This window comes from Nocardia halotolerans, from assembly GCF_042650145.1.
Classification (GTDB): Bacteria; Actinomycetota; Actinomycetes; order Mycobacteriales; family Mycobacteriaceae; genus Nocardia; species Nocardia halotolerans.
Genome location: NZ_JBHSDL010000030.1, coordinates 340,078 through 361,092 on the forward strand (window position 1 = coordinate 340,078; position 21,015 = coordinate 361,092).

General features: G+C 70.8%; 3 protein-coding genes. All 3 read left to right on the top strand.

The features are described from left to right. The first annotated feature begins 36 nt into the window (after positions 1–36). The 3 genes from ACFO5K_RS25090 to ACFO5K_RS25100 all read left to right on the top strand — a co-directional run bounded on the left by ACFO5K_RS25090 (position 37) and on the right by ACFO5K_RS25100 (position 21,008). Positions 37–7,485: an amino acid adenylation domain-containing protein gene (locus ACFO5K_RS25090; protein ID WP_378567908.1), complete on the top strand. Its 7,449-nt coding sequence runs from the start codon at positions 37–39 to the stop codon at positions 7,483–7,485. An 83-nt stretch (positions 7,486–7,568) separates the two neighbouring features. Then, the gene (locus ACFO5K_RS25095) at positions 7,569–13,502 is read left to right on the top strand and encodes an amino acid adenylation domain-containing protein (RefSeq protein ID WP_378568325.1); all 5,934 of its coding nucleotides are present in this window, start codon (positions 7,569–7,571) and stop codon (positions 13,500–13,502) included. A 141-nt stretch (positions 13,503–13,643) separates the two neighbouring features. Then, entirely contained in the window at positions 13,644–21,008 is a 7,365-nt protein-coding gene (locus ACFO5K_RS25100; protein WP_378567911.1) for an amino acid adenylation domain-containing protein, read from the top strand. The last annotated feature ends 7 nt before the right edge of the window (positions 21,009–21,015 follow it).

The window sequence follows — 21,015 nt, forward strand, 5'->3', positions numbered from 1 at the left end:
CGCGCGTCAGGCTCGATGAGAGGTGAATGAACTCGAATGGAAACTGCCCGTCGTTCTGCCCGCGGTAACCGCCGTCGCCGGTCGAGCAGTCCGACTTTCGGGCAGTTGCTGACAGGGGCGGTCGAGTCATCGGCCGATCGGATCGCGGTCCGGTTCAACCCCACCGGTGAATCCGCCGATCAGCGTGAACTCACCTATTCCGAGTTCGACCAGCGGTCCGCGCAGCTGGCCCGTGAGCTGATCGCGCGCGGTATCGGCCCCGGCGACGTGGTCGCCATCGGCATCGCCCGCAGCATCGAATCGGTGCTCGCCGTGTGGGCCGTCGCCAAGACCGGCGCCGCCTACGTGCCGGTGGACCCGAACTATCCGGCCGACCGCATCGCCCACATCCTGTCCGACTCCGGCGCGGTACTGGGCCTCACCACCACCGCGCACCGCGAAGTCCTCGGCACCACCGTGCCCTGGCTGGAACTCGACGACGCGGCGACGGCCGCGCGGATCGCCGCCCACCCCGCCCACCCGGTCTCCTACGCCGACCGCGTCCGCACCCTCGACGAGCGCCACCCCGCCTACGTCATCTACACCTCCGGCTCCACCGGCAAGCCCAAGGGCGTCGTGGTGACCCACACCGGTCTCGCGCCGCTGGTCGCCGCCGAACGCGAGCACTACGGCGTCACCGCCGACGCGCGGGTGCTGCACGTGTGCTCCCCGAACTTCGACGTCTCGGTGCTCGAGCTGCTGCTCGCGTTCTCCGCTGGCGCCACCCTCGTGATCGCGCCACCGCAGGTGTTCGGCGGGTTCGAACTGGCCGACCTGCTGCGCCGGGAGCAGGTCACGCACATGCTGATCACGCCGGGTGCGCTGGAATCGGTGGAGGCGACCGACCTGGACGACCTGCGCGTCGTCGTGGTCGCCGGGGACAAGTTCGGGCCGGAACTGGTCGGTCGCTGGGCCGTGGGGCAGCGCCGGTTCTACAACGGCTACGGCCCCACCGAAGCCACCATCCTCGCCACCAGCACCGCGCCGATGGATCCGGCCGCACCGGTGACGATCGGTTCCGCCATTGCCGGCGTGGGCGCCTTCGTCCTGGATTCGCGCCTGCGCCCGGTGCCCGCCGGGGTGATCGGTGAGCTCTACCTGTCCGGGCCCGCGCTGGCCCAGGGCTATCTGAACCGGCCGGGTCTGACCGCGGAGCGGTTCGTCGCCAGCCCGTTCGGCGCGCAGGCCGGGGACCCCAACGCCCGGCTGTACCGCACCGGCGACCTGGTGCGCCGTAATGAAGCCGGGGACGGCGTCATCGAGTACATGGGCCGTTCGGACTTCCAGGTGAAGATCCGTGGTTTCCGGATCGAGCTCGGCGAGATCGACAATGCCCTCACCACGCACTCCGACATCGACTTCGCCGCCACACTCGGCAAAACCCTGCCCTCGGGCGTGACCGCGCTGGTCTCGTACGTGCTGCCCCGCGCGGCCGCCACCATCGATGTCGCGGCCCTCGACGCGTTCCTGGCCCGATCGTTGCCGGGCTACATGATTCCGGCCGCGATCATGGTGCTCGACCGCATCCCGCTGACCCCGGTCGGCAAGCTGGACCGCAACGCGCTGCCCGAACCGGTGTTCGCGGCGCGGGAGTTCCGCGCGCCGTCGACGCCGGTCGAGGAGATCATCGCCGAGGTCTTCGCCGCCCTGCTGACCGTGGGTGGCGCCGAGGAGATCCGGGTCGGCGCCGACGACGACTTCTTCGAGCTCGGCGGCAACTCGTTGCTCGCCGCGCAGGCCACCACCCGGATCGGCGCCGCGCTCGACACCCGGGTGCCGGTGCAGACACTGTTCGAGGCGAGCACCGTCGCCGCGCTGGCCGAGCGGGTGGAGCGCCACATCGGCACCGGTTCCGGGCAGGAACTGCTCCCGCAGCAGCGCCCGGAGATCATCCCGCTGTCGTTCGCCCAGCAGCGGATGTGGTTCCTCAACCGGTTCGACCCGGCCAGCGCGGTCAACAACATGCCGATGGCCGTGCGGTTGTCGGGTGCGCTCGACGTCGACGCGCTGCGGGCGGCGGTACGCGACCTGGTGACCCGCCACGAGGTGCTGCGCACCATGTACCCCCAGGTCGACGGCGCCGGTCAGCAATTGATCCTGCCGATCACCGATCCGCGTGCCGTGCCGGCCCTGGACTGCGAGCCGGTGACCGAGGCCGAGGTGCCCGCGCTCGTCGCCGAGACGGTCGGCGTCGGCTTCGACGTGACGCTGGCCCCGCCGATCCGGTTGCGCCTGCTGCGCCTGAGCGCCGACGAGCACGTGCTGGTGTGCGTGGTGCACCACATCGCGGGCGACGGTGTGTCGATGGGGCCGTTCACCCGCGACCTCATGGGCGCCTACGTCCAGCGCAGCGCGGGTCAGGAACCCCAGCTGCCCGAACTGGCCGTGCAGTACGCCGATTTCACGCTCTGGCAGCGCGCGGTGCTCGGCTCCGAGGACGACCCGGATTCGGTGCTGTCCCAGCAGATCGGCTACTGGCGCACCCAGCTCGCCGGGCTGCCCGATCAGCTCGCCCTGCCCGCTGACCGGCCCCGCCCGGCGGTGGCCACCTATCGCGGCGCGACCTACGATTTCCGCATCCCCGCCGAGGTGCACGCCGGACTCGACAAGCTCGCGCACGCCAACAACTCGACGCTGTTCATGGTGGTGCACGCGGCGCTGTCGGCCCTGCTGGCGCGACTGTCCGGCAGCACCGATATCGCGATCGGCACGCCGGTCGCCGGCCGTGGTGACGCCGCCCTCGACAACCTGATCGGCATGTTCGTCAACACGCTGGTGCTGCGCACCGAGGTGGACCCGGCGGCCGGTTTCGACGAGCTGCTGGCGCACACCCGCGGCACCGATATCGCCGCGTTCGGCCATGCCGATGTGCCGTTCGAGCGGTTGGTCGAGCTGCTCGACCCGGCCCGCTCCACCGCCAGGCATCCGCTGTTCCAGGTGCTGCTCGCGTTCCAGAACATGGCGCGCACCGCCCTCGAACTACCCGGCATGACCGTGAGCGGCGTGGATCTGAGTATTCCGTTCGCGAAGTTCGACCTGCAGTTCGAGATGGTCGAGGACACCGACCGCCACGGTGTGCCGCACGGTATCGCGGTGGGCCTCACCTACTCGACCGACCTGTTCGACGCGGGCACCGTCGAGTCCATCGCCGCGCGCTTCGTGCGTTTGCTCGGTGAGATCGTCGCCGCCCCGTCGGCGCCGATCGGCGCGCACGAGCTGATGGAGCGCGCCGAGCTCGATCGAATCCTGGTGCAGCGCAACGACACCCAGCACGAGCTGGCGCCCGCTGCGCTGCTCGACGGCTACCGCCGTGCGGTCGCGGCGCATCCGGATGCTGTCGCGCTGGCCTACGAGGGCACCGAACTCACGTACCGGGAGTTCGACGATCGCGTCAACCGGTTGGCGCGGCGGCTGATCGCCGACGGCGTCGGTCCCGAGTCGTATGTCGGTCTCGCGGTGCGCCGTTCGCTCGATCTGGTGGTCGGGATGTACGCGATCGTCACCGCCGGTGGTGCGTATGTGCCGTTGGATCCGGATCACCCGGCCGAGCGCATCGCCCACATCCTCGACACCGCGGCCCCGGTGTGCGTGCTCACCACCGCCGCCGACGCGGTCGAGGTGCCTGCGGACATACCCGTTGTCCTGATCGATGCTGTTGCGCTGCAGAATGTTTCGGGCGAGCCGCTCGCCGCGACCGAGCTGGTTCGGCCGCTGCTGCCCGCGCATCCCGCCTATGTCATCTTCACCTCCGGCTCCACCGGAAAGCCCAAGGGTGTTGTGGTGTCGCACGCGGCGATCGACAACCAGATCAGCTGGATGCTCGCGGAATACCCGATGGGCCTCGGTGATGTGTACCTGCAGAAGACCGCGACCACATTCGACGTGTCGCTGTGGGGCTATTTCATGCCGTTGCGTGCCGGTGCGAAGCTGGTCGTCGCCACCCACGACGGGCACCGCGACCCGGCCTACATCGCCGAAACCATTGCCGCCCAGGGTGTGACGGTGACGGACTTCGTGCCGTCGATGCTCACCGTGTTCGCCGCGCACACCGGGCCCGGCGCGGTGCCGACGCTGCGTGACGTGTTCGCCATCGGTGAGGCGTTGCCGCCGGAGACGGTGGCGGCGATGAACGCGGTGTCGAACGCCACGGTGCACAACCTGTACGGGCCGACCGAGGCGGCGGTGTCGGTGACCTACTGGCCCGCCGATGCGTCGGGCGGCACGGTCGCGATCGGTGTGCCGCAGTGGAACACCCAGGTGTACGTGCTGGATTCGCGGTTGCGCCCGGTTCCCACCGGTGTGGTCGGTGAGTTGTATCTGGCCGGTGACCAGCTCGCTCGCGGGTACGAGGCCAGGCCCGACCTCACCGCCGACCGTTTCGTCGCCAACCCCTTCGCCGCGGCCGGTGGCGCGCGGATGTACCGCACCGGCGACCTGGTCCGCTGGCAGACCCAGCCCGACGGTCACGCCGCGCTGGAATACCTGGGCCGCACCGACTTCCAGGTGAAGTTCCGTGGTCAGCGCATCGAACTCGGTGAGATCGAGACCGCGCTGCTCGCCCAGCCCTCTGTCAGCCAGGCCGTGGCGATTGTCGCCGACTCGCCCGCCGGGGAGCAGCTCGTCGCGTACGTGGTGCCCAAGCCCGGTGCCGAGATCGAGCAGGCGGCACTGCTCGCCGCCATCGGTGCCACCTTGCCCAAGTACATGATTCCCGCCGCGCTGGTTCCGCTGGCCGAGTTCCCGCTCAATCCCAGCGGCAAGCTCGACCGCAAGGCGCTGCCCGCTCCCACCTTCACCGCGGGCGAGTTCCGCGCACCGGCTACGCCGACCGAGGAGATCGTGGCGGGTGTCTACGCCGAACTGCTCGGCATGGCCCGCGTCGGCGCCGATGACGACTACTTCGCCCTCGGCGGCAACTCGCTGCTCGCCACCCGCGCGATCGCCCGGATCAACGAGGCGCTCGACGCCGACATCACCATTCGCGATCTGTTCGAGGCGCCCACGGTGACCGCGCTGGCGGCTCGGATCGGTGTCGGCGGCGGTGTGCCTGCCCGGCCCGCCCTGGCCGCCGCCGAACGGCCGCAACGCATTCCGTTGTCGCTGGCTCAGCAGCGGATGTGGGTGCTCAACCAGCTCGATCCGGCCTCCGGTTCCTACAACCTGCCCTTCGCCCTGCGGCTCACCGGTGATCTCGATGTCGCCGCCCTCGACGCCGCGGTGCGCGATGTGCTCGGCAGGCACGAGTCGCTGCGCACCCGTTTCCCGGTGGCAGGACCGGCCGCGACGACGTCCGGCACGAGTAGCCGATCCGGCGCTGCGGCGTCCGGCACGGTCGGTCGGCCCGTCGATCCGGCGTCCGGCACGGTCGGTTGGCCCGTCGATGCGACGACCAGCACGGCCGATCGGCCCGTCGATGCGACGGTGAGCGAGGGCTCGCCGATGCAGGAGATCCTGCCGGTGGCCGAAGTGCTGCCGAACGGCCTCGAAGTGGAGACAACCCGCGACGTGGTCGCCCGGGTGGCCGAACTGGCCGGTGCCGGTTTCGACGTGACCCGTGAGGTGCCCGTGCGGGCGCGGTTGCTCACCGACGGTTCGTCGGCGGAGTGGCTGCTGGTCTTCGTGGTGCACCACATCTCCGCCGACGGCGCCTCGCTCGCCCCGCTGGCCCGCGACCTGATCACCGCCTACGTCGCCCGCTCCGGTGGCACGAGCCCGGCGTGGGCGCCGCTGCCGGTGCAGTACGCGGACTTCGCCCTGTGGCAGCGTGCGGTCGTCGGCACCGACGACGAGGCGGATTCGGTCGCCGCCGCCCAGCTCGACTACTGGCGCACCCAGCTGGCCGGGATACCCCCGCTGCTCGAACTGCCGCAGGACCGGCCCCGTCCGGCGGTGCCGACCCTGCGCGGTGCCACCACCGAACTCCGGTTGCCCGCCGAGGTCCACGCCCAGCTCGACGCGCTTGCGCGAGAGCACAAGTCGTCGCTGTTCATGGTCGTGCACGCCGCGCTGGCCGTACTGCTCGCCCGGCTCTCGGGTAGCACCGATATCGCCATCGGTACCGCCGTGGCCGGGCGTGGTCAGCGTGCGCTCGACGAGTTGGTCGGCATGTTCGTCAACACGCTGACACTGCGCACGGCACTGGATCCGGCCGGCTCCTTCGACGAGGCGGTCGACCTGGCCCGCGAGGCTGATCTCGGTGCCTTCGCCAACGCCGACCTGCCGTTCGAGCGGATCGTCGACGAGGTGGCACCGGGCAAGGGAAACGCGCACAATCCGCTGTTCCAGGTGGCCCTGACCTTCAGCAACAACGAGACCGCCGCGCTCGAGCTGCCCGGTCTCACCGTGGCGGCGCTGGACACCGGGGTGTCGGCCAAGTTCGACCTGCAGGTCGATGTGGAGCCACGGTTCACCGCGGCGGGTGAGCCGGACGATCTCGTCACCCTGTTCAACTACGCCACCGATCTGTTCGACGAGTCGACGGTGCGCACCATCGGTGAGCGCTTCGCCCGCATCCTGACCGCGGTCGCCGCCGACCCGCAGTTGCGGGTGGGCGATATCGACATCCTCGACGAGCAGGAGCGGGCCAAGCTGCTCGCCGGTGCCGCCCAGACGCCCGCGCCCACCACGCCGACCGGCGGCACGACGCTGACCCAGGCGTTCACCGCGGCCGCCGAGGACGACCCGGACGGCCCCGCGCTGGTCTGGGGCGACGACTCGGTCACCTTCGAACAGCTCGACGCCCGCTCCTCGCGCCTGGCGCGGTTGCTGATCGGCCGCGGTTTCGGCCCGGGAGCCGGGGTCGCGGTGGATCTCGCGCGCGGCGTCGACCGGGCGGCCGCGGTGTGGGCGGTGCTCAAGTCGGGTGCGGCGGTCGTGCCGGTCCTGGACGAGCTGCCCGGCGAGCCGACGGCCAAGATCGGGATCACCACCGGCGCGGCCTCTTCCAGCGGCCTCGAATGGTTGCTGCTCGACGACCCGGCGATCCGTACCGAACTGTCCACCCAGTCGGCCCGCCCGGTGACCTACGCCGACCGGACCAGGGCCTTGCGCGGCGGTGACCCGGCTTTCGTCGGCGCCGACGGTGTGCGCAGCTACGACGAACTCGCCACCGTGGGTGCGCGGGTCCGGGCCGGTGCCGAGCTGACCTTCGAGTCACGCACGTTCGCCCACAGCGCGCCCGGCAGCTTCGCCGCCCTGGTCGAGACGGTCGCGGCCGGTGTGGCCGGTGCCTCGATGGTGCTGGTCCCGGCCGCAGCGGAGCTGTCGGATGCCCTCGCCGAGGAATGGGTGAGTCACATGTTCGGTGACCGCACCGGCCTGGAGGCCATCGACACCGGTCGGCTCGATGATCTGCGGGCGCTGATCGTCGATGACGCGGCACCGAACGATTGCGGCTCGGCCGAGGTGGTTATGGTGCTCGCGGACCTGGGTGCCTCGGCCGTCTGAACCGTGACCGGCGTGGCAGCACAACGAGTTTCGGCGATGGATGAGGTGGAATCGCGATGACACGACCGGTACGGACCCGTCCGGTGCGCACGCGCCGGGCCCGGGTGACCGCACTGCCGCAGTTGCTGGCAACGGCCGTGGAAACCGGTCCCGACGGTGTCGCGGTGGTACTCGCCGACGCCACCCGCACCATCGCCGACGCCACCTACGCCGAACTCGACGAGCGATCGAACCGGATCGCGCGCCTGCTCATCGCGCGTGGTATCGGTGCGGGCGACCTGGTGGCGATCGGGATCCCGCGCTCGATCGAGTCGGTGCTCGCGGTGTGGGCGGTCGCGAAGACCGGGGCCGGTTTCGTGCCGGTCGACCCGAATTATCCGCCGGATCGGGTGGCGCACATGGTCACCGATTCCGGTGCGGTCCTCGGCTTGAGCGTCGCCGGGTCGGTCGAACGGCTACCCGAGCGGGTGCAATGGCTGACCGTCGACGACGCGGCGACGGTGGCACGGCTCGACGAGTTCTCCGGGGTGCCGGTCACCAACTCCGACCGGGTGCGCCAGATCCGTGCCGAGGACCTGGCCTACGTCATCTACACCTCGGGATCGACCGGCCTGCCCAAGGGCGTCGCGGTGACCCAGGCCGGGCTCGCCGGATTCTGCGCGGAGCAGCGGTTGCACTACGGCGTCGAGTCACATTCGCGTACTTTGCATTTCGCCTCGCCTTCGTTCGATGCCTCGGTGCTCGAACTGCTCCTGGCCGTCGGCGCCGGGGCGACCATGGTGATCGTCGATCCGAGCGTGTACGGCGGTGCCGATCTGGCCGCGCTGCTGCGCCGGGAGCGAGTAAGTCACGCGTTCATCACCCCCGCCGCGCTGGCCTCGATCGACCCGGCCGGCCTCGACGACTTCCGGGTGGTGGCCGTCGGCGGTGAGGCGTGCCCGCCGGAGCTGCTGCGGCGCTGGGCCGTACCTTTGGCCGACGGCACCCTGCGGCAGTTCCACAACGTGTACGGGCCCACCGAGACCACGATCGTCACCAATATCAGCGTGCCGCTCGAACCCGGCGATCCGCTCACCATCGGCGGACCGCTGCGCGGCGTCGCCGAATACGTTCTCGACGACCGGCTCGGCCCGGTACCGCCCGGTGTCACGGGTGAGCTGTACATCACCGGCCCCCAGCTGACCCGCGGTTACCACGCCCGCCCCGGACTCACCGCCTCGCGCTTCGTCGCCAACCCGTTCGACCCGGCCGGCTCCCGGCTCTATCGCACCGGTGACCTGGTGCGCTGGACCGGTGTTCCCGATGGCGCCGCGGCCGGCGACACCGCGTGGTCGGACTCGGACCCCGCCTCCGTGCTCACAGGCAACGGCGCGCTGGGCGCATTGGAATACGTGGGCCGCAACGACTTCCAGGTGAAGATCCGTGGTTTCCGGATCGAACTCGGGGAGATCGACGCCGTCCTGTCCGCGCACGAGAGCCTCGATTTCGCTGTCACGGTCGGACACGAACTCGACAGTGGCGCCACGATTCTGGTGTCGTACGTGCACGCCGTTCCCGGTGCCGCGGTCGACACCGGCGCACTCGTCACCTTCGCCGAAGCCAGCCTGCCCGCGCACATGGTGCCGACCGTGCTGATGGAACTCGACAGCATCCCGCTGACCCCGGTCGGCAAGCTGGACCGGCGGGCACTGCCCGAGCCGGTGCTCGAGCACGCCGCTTTCCGTGCGCCCGCCTCCCCGGTGGAACAGATCGTGGCCGCGACCTTCGCTCAGGTCCTCGACGTCGGCGACGATGCCCAGCTCGGCCTCGACGACGACTTCTTCGCCCTCGGCGGCAACTCGCTGCTGGCCACCCAGGTCGCCGCCCGGCTCGGCGCGGCGCTCGACACCGAGTTCCCGGTGCGGCTGCTGTTCGAGGCGCCGACGGTCGAGACGCTGGCCGAGCAGCTGGCCGATACCGCCGGTGCCGGTGCCCGTCCGGCGCTGGTGGCGGGGGAGCGGCCCGAGCGGATACCGCTGTCGCTGGCCCAGCAGCGGATGTGGTTTCTCAACCAGTTCGACCCGCAGTCGGCGGCCTACAACATTTCGACGGCGGTGCGGCTCACCGGCGCCATCGATGTGGCGGCACTGGGTGCGGCGGTCGCCGACCTGGTGGCCCGGCACGAGACCCTGCGCACGATCTACCCCGAGACCGACGACGGTCCGATCCAGCGGGTACTCGACCCCTCGACGGCGACACCCCGGCTCGAGGTGCGCACGATCGCGCCCGACGAACTGACCGCGGCCGTGCGTGAGCTCGGCTCCGCCGGCTTCGATGTGCGCGGCCAGGTGCCGTTGCGCGTCGCGCTGTTGCAGCTCGGCGCCGAAGAATCTGTGCTTGCCGTGGTCGTGCACCACATCGCCGGTGACGGCGCTTCGCTGGCCCCGCTGACCAGGGATCTGATGGCGGCCTACGCGGCGCGTGCGGCGGGCACCGACCCGGACTGGGCGCCGCTGCCGGTGCAATACGCCGACTACGCGTTGTGGCAGCGTGAGCTGCTCGGCAGCGAGGACGACCCCGAATCGCTGGCCTCGGCCCAACTGGCCTACTGGCGCGGCGCGCTGGCCGGGCTGCCCGATCAGCTCGACCTGCCCGCCGACCGGCCCCGGCCGGCCGTGCAGTCCTTGGCCGGTGGCCGGGTGCCGATCGAGATCGACGCCGAGACCCACCGCGCGCTGCTGGCAGTGGCCCGCGCGCAGGGCGCGACGCTGTTCATGGTCGTGCACACCGCGCTCGCGGTCACCCTCGCTCGGCTCGCGGGCACCGACGACCTCGCCATCGGAACGCCCATCGCCGGACGTGGCGAGGCCGCGCTCGACGACCTGATCGGCATGTTCGTCAACACTCTCGTCTTCCGCACCACCTTGACTCCCGGCGAATCCTTCACCGGCCTGCTGGCCCGGCAGCGCGACATCGATCTACAGGTCTTCGCCAATGCCGACCTGCCGTTCGAGCGGCTGGTCGAGGCGATCAACCCGGCTCGTTCCACCGCGCGGCATCCCCTGTTCCAGGTGGGGTTGTCGTTCCAGAACCTGGGTCACTCAGGGCTCGAGCTGGGCGAGACCGCCGTCGAAGGCGTCGATGTGGACCTCGCGGTCTCGCAGTTCGATCTGCACGCCATCGTCGCCGACACCTACGACGCCGACGGTACGGCGCAGGGCATCAGCGGCGTGTTCACCTATGCCACCGACCTTTTCGACCCTGGAACGGCGGCCGCCTACGCCGATCGGTTCGGGCGGGTGCTGGCTGCTGTCGCCACCGCGCCGGGGCAGCCGGTCGACGAGCTCGACCTGCTCGCGGCGGCCGAGCGGACGCGAATCCTGCGCGACTGGAACGACACCGAGCAGCCGTGCCCGCCCGGCACGCTGGCCTCGCTGTTCGCCGCCACCGTCGCCGCGCGCCCCGATGGGGTGGCGCTGGTCGATGCCGGCGGTGCCGAACTCACCTTCGGCGAGTTCTCCGCGCGGGTGAATCGGCTCGCGCGGCACCTGATCACGCAGGGCGTTCGGGTGGAGGACCGGGTGGTGCTGGCGATCCGGCGCTGCACCGACCTGGTGGTCGCCATGTACGCGGTGGCCCAGACCGGCGCCGCGTACGTACCGGTCGACCCCGACCAGCCCGGCGAACGGGTGCGTCACGTCCTCGAAACCGCCGCACCGGTGTGCGTATTGACCACTGCGCGTGACGGTTTCAGCCTCGATCCAGCTGTCGCCGCGTCGACGGGCCGGCCGATGGTGCTCACCGTGGACACCCTCGACTCGACCGACCATGCACCCGCGCCGATCCGGCCGGACGAGCGCAACGGTGTGCTGCGCCCGGAGAACACCGCCTACGTCATCTTCACCTCCGGCTCGACCGGCAAACCCAAGGGTGTCTCGGTCTCCCACGGTGCCGTCGTCAACCAGTTGCGCTGGAAGGCCGAACGCTTCGGGCTGGGCCCGCACGATTCGGTGCTGCTGAAGACCGCCGCCACCTTCGACCTGTCGGTGTGGGAATTCTGGACGACCGCCGTCTGCGGCGGCCGCCTGGTGATCACCGACCCCGACGGGCATCGCGACCCCGCCTACCTGCTTCGCACGATCACGGAGCAGGCCGTGACCACCTTGCACGTGGTCCCGTCCATGCTCGACGCGCTGCTCACCGAAGCCGACGGCAGGCCTGCGCCGTCGTTGCGCCGAGTACTCGCGATCGGTGAGGCGTTGCCCGCCGCGACCGCACAGCGTTTCCTCGCCACGTCGAGCGCCGCCCTGCACAACCTGTACGGGCCGACCGAGGCCGCGGTCTCGGTCACCGACCACCGCGTCACCGCCGCCGACCGCACCACGGTGCCGATCGGCGCACCGGAGTGGAACAGCCGGGTCTATGTCCTCGACGCCCGCCTGCAACCGGTACCGCCCGGCGTGGCGGGGGAGCTCTACCTGGCCGGTGCTCAGCTCGCCCGCGGCTACTTCGCCCGCCCCGACCTCACCGCCGACCGCTTCGTGGCCAACCCCTTCGAGCCGGGCGCCCGGATGTATCGCACGGGTGACCTGGTCGCCTGGAAGGCGGTGTCGGATGCCTCCGGCACAGTGCGCGGCGAACTCGACTACCGGGGGCGCACCGACTTCCAGGTGAAGATCCGCGGTTTCCGCATCGAGCTCGGCGAGATCGAGGCGGCGCTGCTGGCGGCTCCGCAGGTGGCCCAGGCCGCCGTGCTGGCCAAGACCGATCAGCAACTGGGCGACCGGCTGGTGGCCTACGTGGTGGCCGCACCGGGCGCCGAGCTCACCGCAGATATCGCTAAAAGCGCTGTAGCGCAGGTGCTTCCGTCCTACATGGTGCCGTCGGCCTTCGTGGTCCTCGACCGGCTCCCGCTCAACGCCAACGGCAAACTCGACCGCGCCGCGCTCCCGGAACCGGTGCTGGAACCGCGCCCGTACCGAGCCCCGGGCAGCCGCGAGGAGATCGCGGTGGCCGAGGTGGTCGCCGAAGTCCTCGGTGCCGAACATCCCGGCCTCGACGACGACTTCTTCGCCCTCGGCGGCAATTCGCTGCTGGCCACCCGGGTGGTGCACCAGCTGCACGAGCGCACCGGCACCGCGCTCACCGTCGCCGCCTTCTTCGCCGACCCCACCGTGGCCGGGCTCGCCGCCCGGATCAGCGCCCCCGGTACCGGCGCCGCCGACCTGACCGCCGCCCTGTCGACGGTCCTGCCGCTGAGCACCCGTGGCAGCCGGGAGCCGGTGTTGTGCCTGCACCCGGTCTCGGGACTGGCCTGGGCATACGCGAGCCTGGTGCCGCACCTGCCCGAGGACCGGCCGGTCATCGGCATCCAGTCGCCCGCGCTGAGCGACCCCAGCTTCCGGCCCGCCACGCCCCAAGACCTGGTGGATCGCTACCTGGCCGAGATTGTGGCCGTGCAGCCGCACGGGCCGTACCACCTGCTCGGCTGGTCGCTGGGCGGCGTGCTGGCCCACGCGGTGGCCACCCGGCTGCAGGCCGCGGGCGAAACGGTGGCCTCGCTGACCATGCTCGACAGCGTGCCCGGCGCCGATCTCACCGACTTCCGGGACGAACTGCGCCACGCCTTCATCGAACTCGGTATCCCCGAGCAGCAACTGCCCGGCGCCGACCGGCTCACCGAATTGGATGACGACACCGTCGCGGCGCTGCACTCGATGCTGGCCGGTGAGATCCCGATCTCACCGGCGGAGTTCATCGGGATGTATCGCGGGGCGCTGCACACCGTGGGACTCGTTACCGAGTTGGTGCCGCAACGATTCGAGGGTGAGCTCACCTACTTCACGGCGCTGCGCACCACCGGGTCCGACCGCGGTGGCGCCTCGCGCTGGCGGCCCCATGTCAGCGCAGTCATTGCCGATCACCCTGTCGACACCACCCATCAACAGCTGCTCTCAACCTCCGCCCCGGCTGTCATCGGTCCGGTAATTACGCAGGTCATCGCCAGGTTTTCCGATTCTGGGCATATGTCCGCGTAACGAAGGTCCCGGGGTTTACGATTTTGTTGCCAGAGAGATGGTGTGTTGTGGCGCACACCTCGGCGACGGTCGTCGGTAGCACTGTAGAGGTGGCTATGCTGTGTCCGGTTCGGCCGTCGGACGCGAGAGGTGTATTGGTCTGTGGAAGCCCCCCGTCGCACTGGCCGTGCTGATCGGCGGCGATCAGTCGGCTCGCCGCTGTTCGGCCAGTTGCTCACGGCCGCGGTCGAATCCGCGGCCGAGTCGATAGCTGTCCGCTACAGCTGGGGTGGTGCGGAGCGGGAGCTCACCTATCGGGAACTGGACGAGGAGTCCTCGCGCCTGGCGCGTGAACTCATCCACCGTGGCATCGGCGCGGGCGACGTCGTAGCCGTCGCGATCGCCCGGTCGATCGAGTCGGTGCTCGCCGTCTGGGCGGTCGCCAAGACCGGCGCCGCCTACGTGCCCGTCGACCCGGCCTTTCCCAGCGACCGGATCGCGCACATCGTCGCCGATTCCGGTGCGGTCCTGGGGCTCACCACCGCGGCGCACCGCGCGGGTCTGGGCACCAGCCTGTACTGGTTCGAACTCGACGACCCCGTGGTCGCGGAGCGGGTGTCCGCCAGGCCGGCGCACTCGGTGAGTTACGCCGACCGGGTGCGTCGGATCGACGAACGTCATCCGGCCTATGTCATCTACACCTCCGGCTCCACCGGCAAGCCCAAGGGTGTGGTGGTGACTCATGCCGGTCTGGCCGCGCTGGTGACTGCCGAGCGCGAACACTATGGGGTGCAGCGCGATTCACGGGTGCTGCATGTTTGCTCACCCAACTTCGACGTGTCGGTGCTGGAGTTGCTGCTGACCTTCGCCGCCGGGGCGACGCTCGTGATCGCCCCGCCGCAGGTGTTCGGCGGTTTCGAACTGTCCGACCTGTTGCGCCACGAACGCGTCACCCACCTGCTCATCACCCCGGGCGCACTGGAATCGGTGGACCCGAACGGGCTGCCCGAGCTGGGAACCGTTGTCGTGGCGGGGGACCGGTTCGGCCCGGAACTGGTGAGTCGCTGGGCCACCGAAGGTCGCGCGTTCCACAACGCGTACGGGCCCACCGAGGCCACCATCCTGGCCAGCAGCACCGCACCGCTGCACCCGCACGCGCCGATCACCCTCGGCAACGCCGTGCCGGGCATGGGGTTGTACGTCCTCGACGCGCGGTTGCGACCGGTGCCCGCCGGTGTCGTCGGCGAGCTGTACCTGTCCGGTCCGGCACTGGCACAGGGGTATCTGGGCCGGCCGGGGCTCACCGCCGAACGGTTCGTCGCTTCGCCGTTCGGTGCGGGCAGGCTGTACCGCACCGGTGACCTGGTCCGCCGGCTCGAGGCCGACGGCACCCTGGAGTACCTGGGTCGCACCGACTTCCAGGTGAAGGTACGCGGCTTCCGGATCGAGCTCGGCGAGATCGACAACGCGCTCACCGACCATCCTGATCTCGACTACGCGGTGACGCTGGGCAAAACCATGCCCTCGGGCGCGACGGCGCTGGTGTCCTACGTGCTGCCACGGGTGGGACGCTCGGTCGACACCGGGGCACTCACCGATTTCCTGGCCGAATCCCTGCCCGCCTACATGATTCCGGCCGTGATCATGGTGCTCGACAAGCTGCCGCTCACCACGGTGGGCAAGCTCGATCGGGCCGCGCTGCCGACGCCGGTGTTCACCGTGCGCGGCTTCCGTGCCCCGGCCACCCCGGCCGAACAGGTGGTCGCCGACGTGTTCGCCGCGCTGTTGCTGCGCGGCGGCGCGGGCCGGGTCGGCGCCGACGACGACTTCTTCGAACTGGGCGGTGACTCGCTGCTCGCCGCGCAGGCCGTCGCCCGCATCGGTGCCGCGCTCGACGTGCGGGTGCCGGTGCAGACGGTCTTCGAGACTTCGACCGTGGCCGGTCTCGCGCAGCGCGCCGAACAGCAGCGCAACGCGGCGCCCACGGTGGCGTTGACGGTGCGGCAGCGTCCCGAACACATCCCGCTGTCCTACGCCCAGCAGCGGATGTGGTTCCTCAACCGGTTCGATCCGGGCTCGGCCGTCGACAACATCCCCATCGCGGTTCGCCTGTCCGGTCGGCTCGACCTGGCCGCCCTGCACACCGCGATCACCGACCTGATCACCCGGCACGAAGTGCTGCGAACGGTGTATCCAGTGGTCGAGGGCGTGGACGCGGACCAATGGCGGCGCGCGGGCCGCGACGCGGTGCTCGACGGGCAAGGGCAGCAGGTGGTGCTCGCACCGGGCGACCCCGCGGCCGCCCCGGCCTTCGACGTGGTCGACATCGAGGAAGCCGCGCTCCTCGACGCGATCCGCGCGGTGGTACTCACCGGCTTCGACGTCACCGCGGCCCCGCCGGTGCGGGTGCGGGTGTTCGCGCTGAACGAGACCGAGCACGTGGTGGTGTGCGTGATCCACCACATCGCCGCCGACGGTTTCTCCTTCGCCCCGCTCACCAGGGATCTGCTCACCGCCTACACCGAACGCCGCGGCGGTGGCACTCCGCACTGGCCGCCGCTGCCGGTGCAATACGCCGACTACACGCTGTGGCAGCGCGAACTGCTCGGCTCCGAGGAGAACCCGCAGTCGCTGATGTCGGCGCAGGTGGACTTCTGGCGCCAGACCCTGGCCGGGCTGCCCGAACAGCTGGAACTGCCCGCCGACCGGCCCCGCCCCCCGGTGGCGAGCCGAGCGGGCGACATCCTCGAGATCCAGGTGCCCGCTTCGGTGCACGCCGGGCTGACCACATTGGCCCGCGAACACAACGCCACCCTGTTCATGGTGGTGCACACCGCGTTGGCGCTGCTGCTGGCCCGGCTCTCGGGCACCCGCGACATCGCGATCGGCACCCCGGTCGCCGGTCGCGGTGAGCAGGCCCTCGACGAGCTGATCGGCATGTTCGTCAACACCCTGGTCCTGCGCACCGACGTCGATCCGGCTGTGCCGTTCACCGACCTGCTCACCGAGGTCAGGGCCCGCGATCTGGCCGCTTTCGGACACGCCGACGTGCCCTTCGAACGCCTGGTGGAACTGCTCGAGCCGGTGCGTTCGACCGCGCGTCACCCGCTGTTCCAGGTGATGCTGACCTTCCAGAACCTGGCTCGCACGAACCTGGCGCTGCCGGGGCTCACCGTGTCGCCCGCCGAGTTCAGTGTGCCGCTGTCGAAGTTCGATCTGCAGGTGGAACTGGCCGAGCACATCGGCGTCGACGGCGCACCACAGGGCATGGCGGTGTCCTTCGGCTACGCCACCGACCTGTTCGATCGCGCCACTGTCGCCGATCTCGCCGGCCGCTGGTCGCGCGTGCTGGCCGCGGTGGTCGCCGACCCGTCGGTGCCGGTCGGCGATATCGATGTCCTCGCCCCCGGTGAGCGCGAACTCGTGCTGCGCGAAGGAGATTCGCCCGGCATCGCGGTGCCCGAGGTGACCCTGGTGGAGGTGATCAGCGCGCAGGCCCAGCAGCGACCCGACGCGATCGCCGTCCGCGCGGGGGCGTCATCGCTGACCTTCGGTGAACTGCTCGGGTGCGCCTCGGCGCTGGCCCGCGCGCTCATCGCGCACGGTGCGGGCCCGGAAACCCTGGTGGCCGTCGCGGTGCCGCGCTCCGCGGAGTTGCCGGTGGCGTTGCTTGCGGTGCTGCTCTCGGGCGCGGGATATCTGCCGATCGATTCCGGCTACCCCGCCCAGCGCCTGGAATACGTCATCGATGACGCGAAACCCACTGTGCTGCTGACGACGACCGCCGAGTCGTCGCGCATCCCGCGCACCGAACTGCCGGTGGTGCTGCTCGACGAGCAATCCGCCCACCCCAGCACCCCGTTGCGTCCCGCCGAGCGGCGCGCACCGCTGCGGCCCGACCACCTCGCCTACGTCATCTACACCTCCGGCTCCACCGGCCAGCCCAAGGGCGTCGGCGTGAGCCACCGCAATGTGCTCGAACTGTTCGCCAACACCCAGGTGCTGTTCGACATCGACGAGCGCGACGTGTGGACGATGTTCCACTCCTTCGCCTTCGACTTCTCGGTGTGGGAACTGTGGTGCGCGCTCGCCGGTGGCGCCTCGGTCGTCGTGGTGGACCACTTCACTTCGCGCTCGCCGATCCAGTTCCGGGAACTGCTGGCGCGCGAGCAGGTGACGGTGCTGAGCCAGACACCCACCGCCTTCGCCCAGCTCGACGAGGCCGACCGGGCCGCCCAGGCCGCGGGTGCGCCGGCACTGCCGCTGCGCTACGTGATCTTCGGCGGGGAGGCGCTGGACCCGCGCAAGCTCAACCGCTGGTACGACCGCTACGGAAATCATCCGGACGCACCGCAACTGGTGAACATGTACGGCATCACCGAAACCACCGTGCACGTCTCGCAGCTGGCGCTGCCGCGGCGGGCGGCCGACAGTGCCACCGCGAGTGTCACCGAGCTGCCGGGCAGCCTGATCGGCCGGGCACTGCCGGGTCTGTCGGTGGCCGTGCTCGACGACCGGCTGCGGCCGGTGCCCTTCGGTGTCGCCGGTGAGCTCTACGTCGCGGGCAACCAGCTCGCGCGCGGCTACCTCGGGAAGCCGGGCCTGACCGCCACCCGCTTCGTCGCCGACCCGTTCGGCCCGCCCGGCGCGCGCCGCTACCGTTCCGGCGATCTCGGCCGCTGGATCGGTTTCCGCGGCACCCCCACGCTGGAATACGGCGGTCGCGGTGACGAGCAGGTGCAGCTGCGCGGCTTCCGTATCGAACCCGGCGAGATCGAGGCGGCACTGCTCGGTGTGCCCGGTGTCGGGCAGGCGGCCGCGATCGTGCGCGCCGACGAGCAGGCCGGTGACCGGCTGGTCGGCTATGTCGTCCCGGACGCGGGCGCCGACCTCGATCCGGTCGCGATCCGCACCACCGTGGCCGACTTCCTGGCCGGTCACATGGTTCCCGACGCCGTCGTGGTGATCGCGGGCCTGCCGCTCACCGCGAACGGCAAACTCGACCGGGCGGCGCTGCCCGCCCCCGAGTTCACCGCCACAGCCGCGTTCCGGGCGCCCACGACACCGATCGAACAGAGCTCGGCCGAGGTCTTCGCGACCCTGCTCGGGGTGCCCGAGGTGGGCCTCGACGACGACTTCTTCGACCTCGGCGGCAACTCGCTGCTGGCCACCAGAGCCGTCGCCCGCATCAACGCCGCCCTCGGCGCCGATCTGGTGGTGCGCGACCTGTTCGAGGCGTCCACCGTCGCCACGCTGGCCACCCGAGTCCGTCCCGGCGTGGTCGCCACCCCGCGGCCACCGCTGATCCCGGCGGCTGAACGCGGAGTGGTGCCGCTCTCGCCCGCCCAGCACCGGATGTGGGTGCTCAACCGGATCGACCCGGACTCCCCGGCCTACAACATCCCCCTGGTGCTGCGGTTGCGTGGCGCGCTGGACACCTCGGCGCTGCGCTACGCGGTCGCCGACGTACTCGAACGCCACGAGGCTCTGCGCACCCGGTTCCCGGCCGACGGGCCCGGCGCGCTCCCGTATCAGGAGATCCTGCCGGTGAGCGCGGTCCTGCCCAACGGGCTGCCGATCGAGACCTGCGAAGACCCCCGCGAACGGGTGACGCGTCTGCTGGCGGGTGGTTTCGATGTCGCCGAGCGGGTTCCGTTGCGGGCCGCGCTGTTCACGGTGCCCGATACCGATCCGCTGGCCGAGGAAGATCATGTGCTGGCCGTGGTGGTGCAGCACATCATCGCCGACGGCGCCTCGCTCGCCCCGCTGGCCCGCGACCTGGTGATCGCGTACCGGGCGCGGGTGGAGGGCCGTTCGCCCGGTTGGCCGCCGCTGCCGGTGCAGTACGCCGACTACGCGCTGTGGCAGCGTGCGGTACTGGGTGACGAGCACGACGAGAACTCCATCGCGGCAAGGCAACTCGAATTCTGGCGCCGCACCCTGGCCGACCGGTCCGGCATCGTGGAACTGCCCCACGATCACCCCCGCCCCCCGCAGGCCTCACTGCGCGGCGCCGATGTGAGCACCACCCTGCCCGCCGAGGTGCACGCCGGCCTGGCCGAACTCGCCCGCGAACACAATGCCTCGCTGTTCATGGTGGTGCACGCCGCGCTCGCGGCCCTGCTGGCCCGGATCGGCGGCAGCACCGACGTCGTGATCGGCACCCCCATCGCCGGTCGCGGCGCACCCGAACTCGACGACCTCGTCGGCATGTTCGTCAACACGCTCGCCCTGCGCACCGAGGTGGTGCCGCAGCGCGACTTCGCCGAACTGGTCGACACCACCCGCGAAGTGGATCTGGCCGCCTTCGCCCACGCCGACCTGCCCTTCGAGCGGATCGTCGAGGAAGTGGCCCCCACCGGCACCGTCTCGCACAACCCGCTGTTCGGAGTGGTGCTCTCGTTCCACAACACCGAAACCCCGGTGCTGCGCCTGCCCGGACTCACCATCGAAGCGCTGGATCAAGCCGCGCGGCCCGCGAAGTTCGACCTGCAGGTGAACGTGGAGCCATGCCACACCCCGGCCGGCGACCTTGCCGAGCTCGCGGTCGTGTTCACCTATGCCACCGACCTTTTCGACGAGCACACCGTCACCGCGTTCGCACACGGCTTCGGTGAGATCCTCACCGCGGTCGCCGCCGACCCCGCTGTGCGCATCGGCGACATCGACCTGCGCGATGCCAGGGAACGCGAACGCGCACTGACCGCGGCGGTGTACGCGCCCGCGCCGTCGGCCAACGGCGCCGCGCTGGCGCAGGAGCTGGCCGCCGCGGTCGAGGAGGACCCGGAGGCGCCCGCGCTCGACCTCGGCGAATCCGAGCTCGACTACCACCAGTTCGACGCGCGCTCCTCGCAGTTGGCGCGTTCGCTGATCGCCCGTGGGGCCGGGCCGGGCACGGGGGTGGCCGTGCGCCTGGACCGGGGGATGCACGCCGCGATCGCCACCTGGGCGGTGCTCAAGGCCGGCGCGACAGTGGTGCCGCTGGCCACCATCGGCGCACCACTGCCCGACGGGCTCGAGGTGAAGCTGGGCCTGAGCCTCGACATCGACGACCCGCCCGACGGCCTGGACTGGTACGACCTGTCCGACCCCGCGTTGCGCGCCGAACTGGCCGCCGAATCGCCGCGCCCGATCGGATACGCGCACCGCACCCGGGCCCTGCGCGGTGACGACCCGGCCTTCCTCGGCGGTGGCCGCAAGCTCAGCTACGACCAGCTGGCCGGGGCCGCCGAGCGGGTGGCCCAGCGCACCGGACTGAACTTCGAATCCCGCACGCGCGCGGCGGGCAGGCCCGATTCGGTGGCCGGGGTGCTCGAGATCGTGTCCGCCGGCATCGCGGGCGCGACCCTGGTGCTGAGCGACGAAGACGGTGGAGCCGATGAGGTGAGCCATGTGTTCACCGAGTCGGCGGTAGCGGTGGCCGAGCCGGGGGATGGTGCCGGTGCGACGATCGTCGCGCTCAGTGAGATGATCGGCAGCGCCGGGCAGCCGCGACAGCGGTCGGCGGTAGCTGGGTTGGATGGATAGGTGGAAC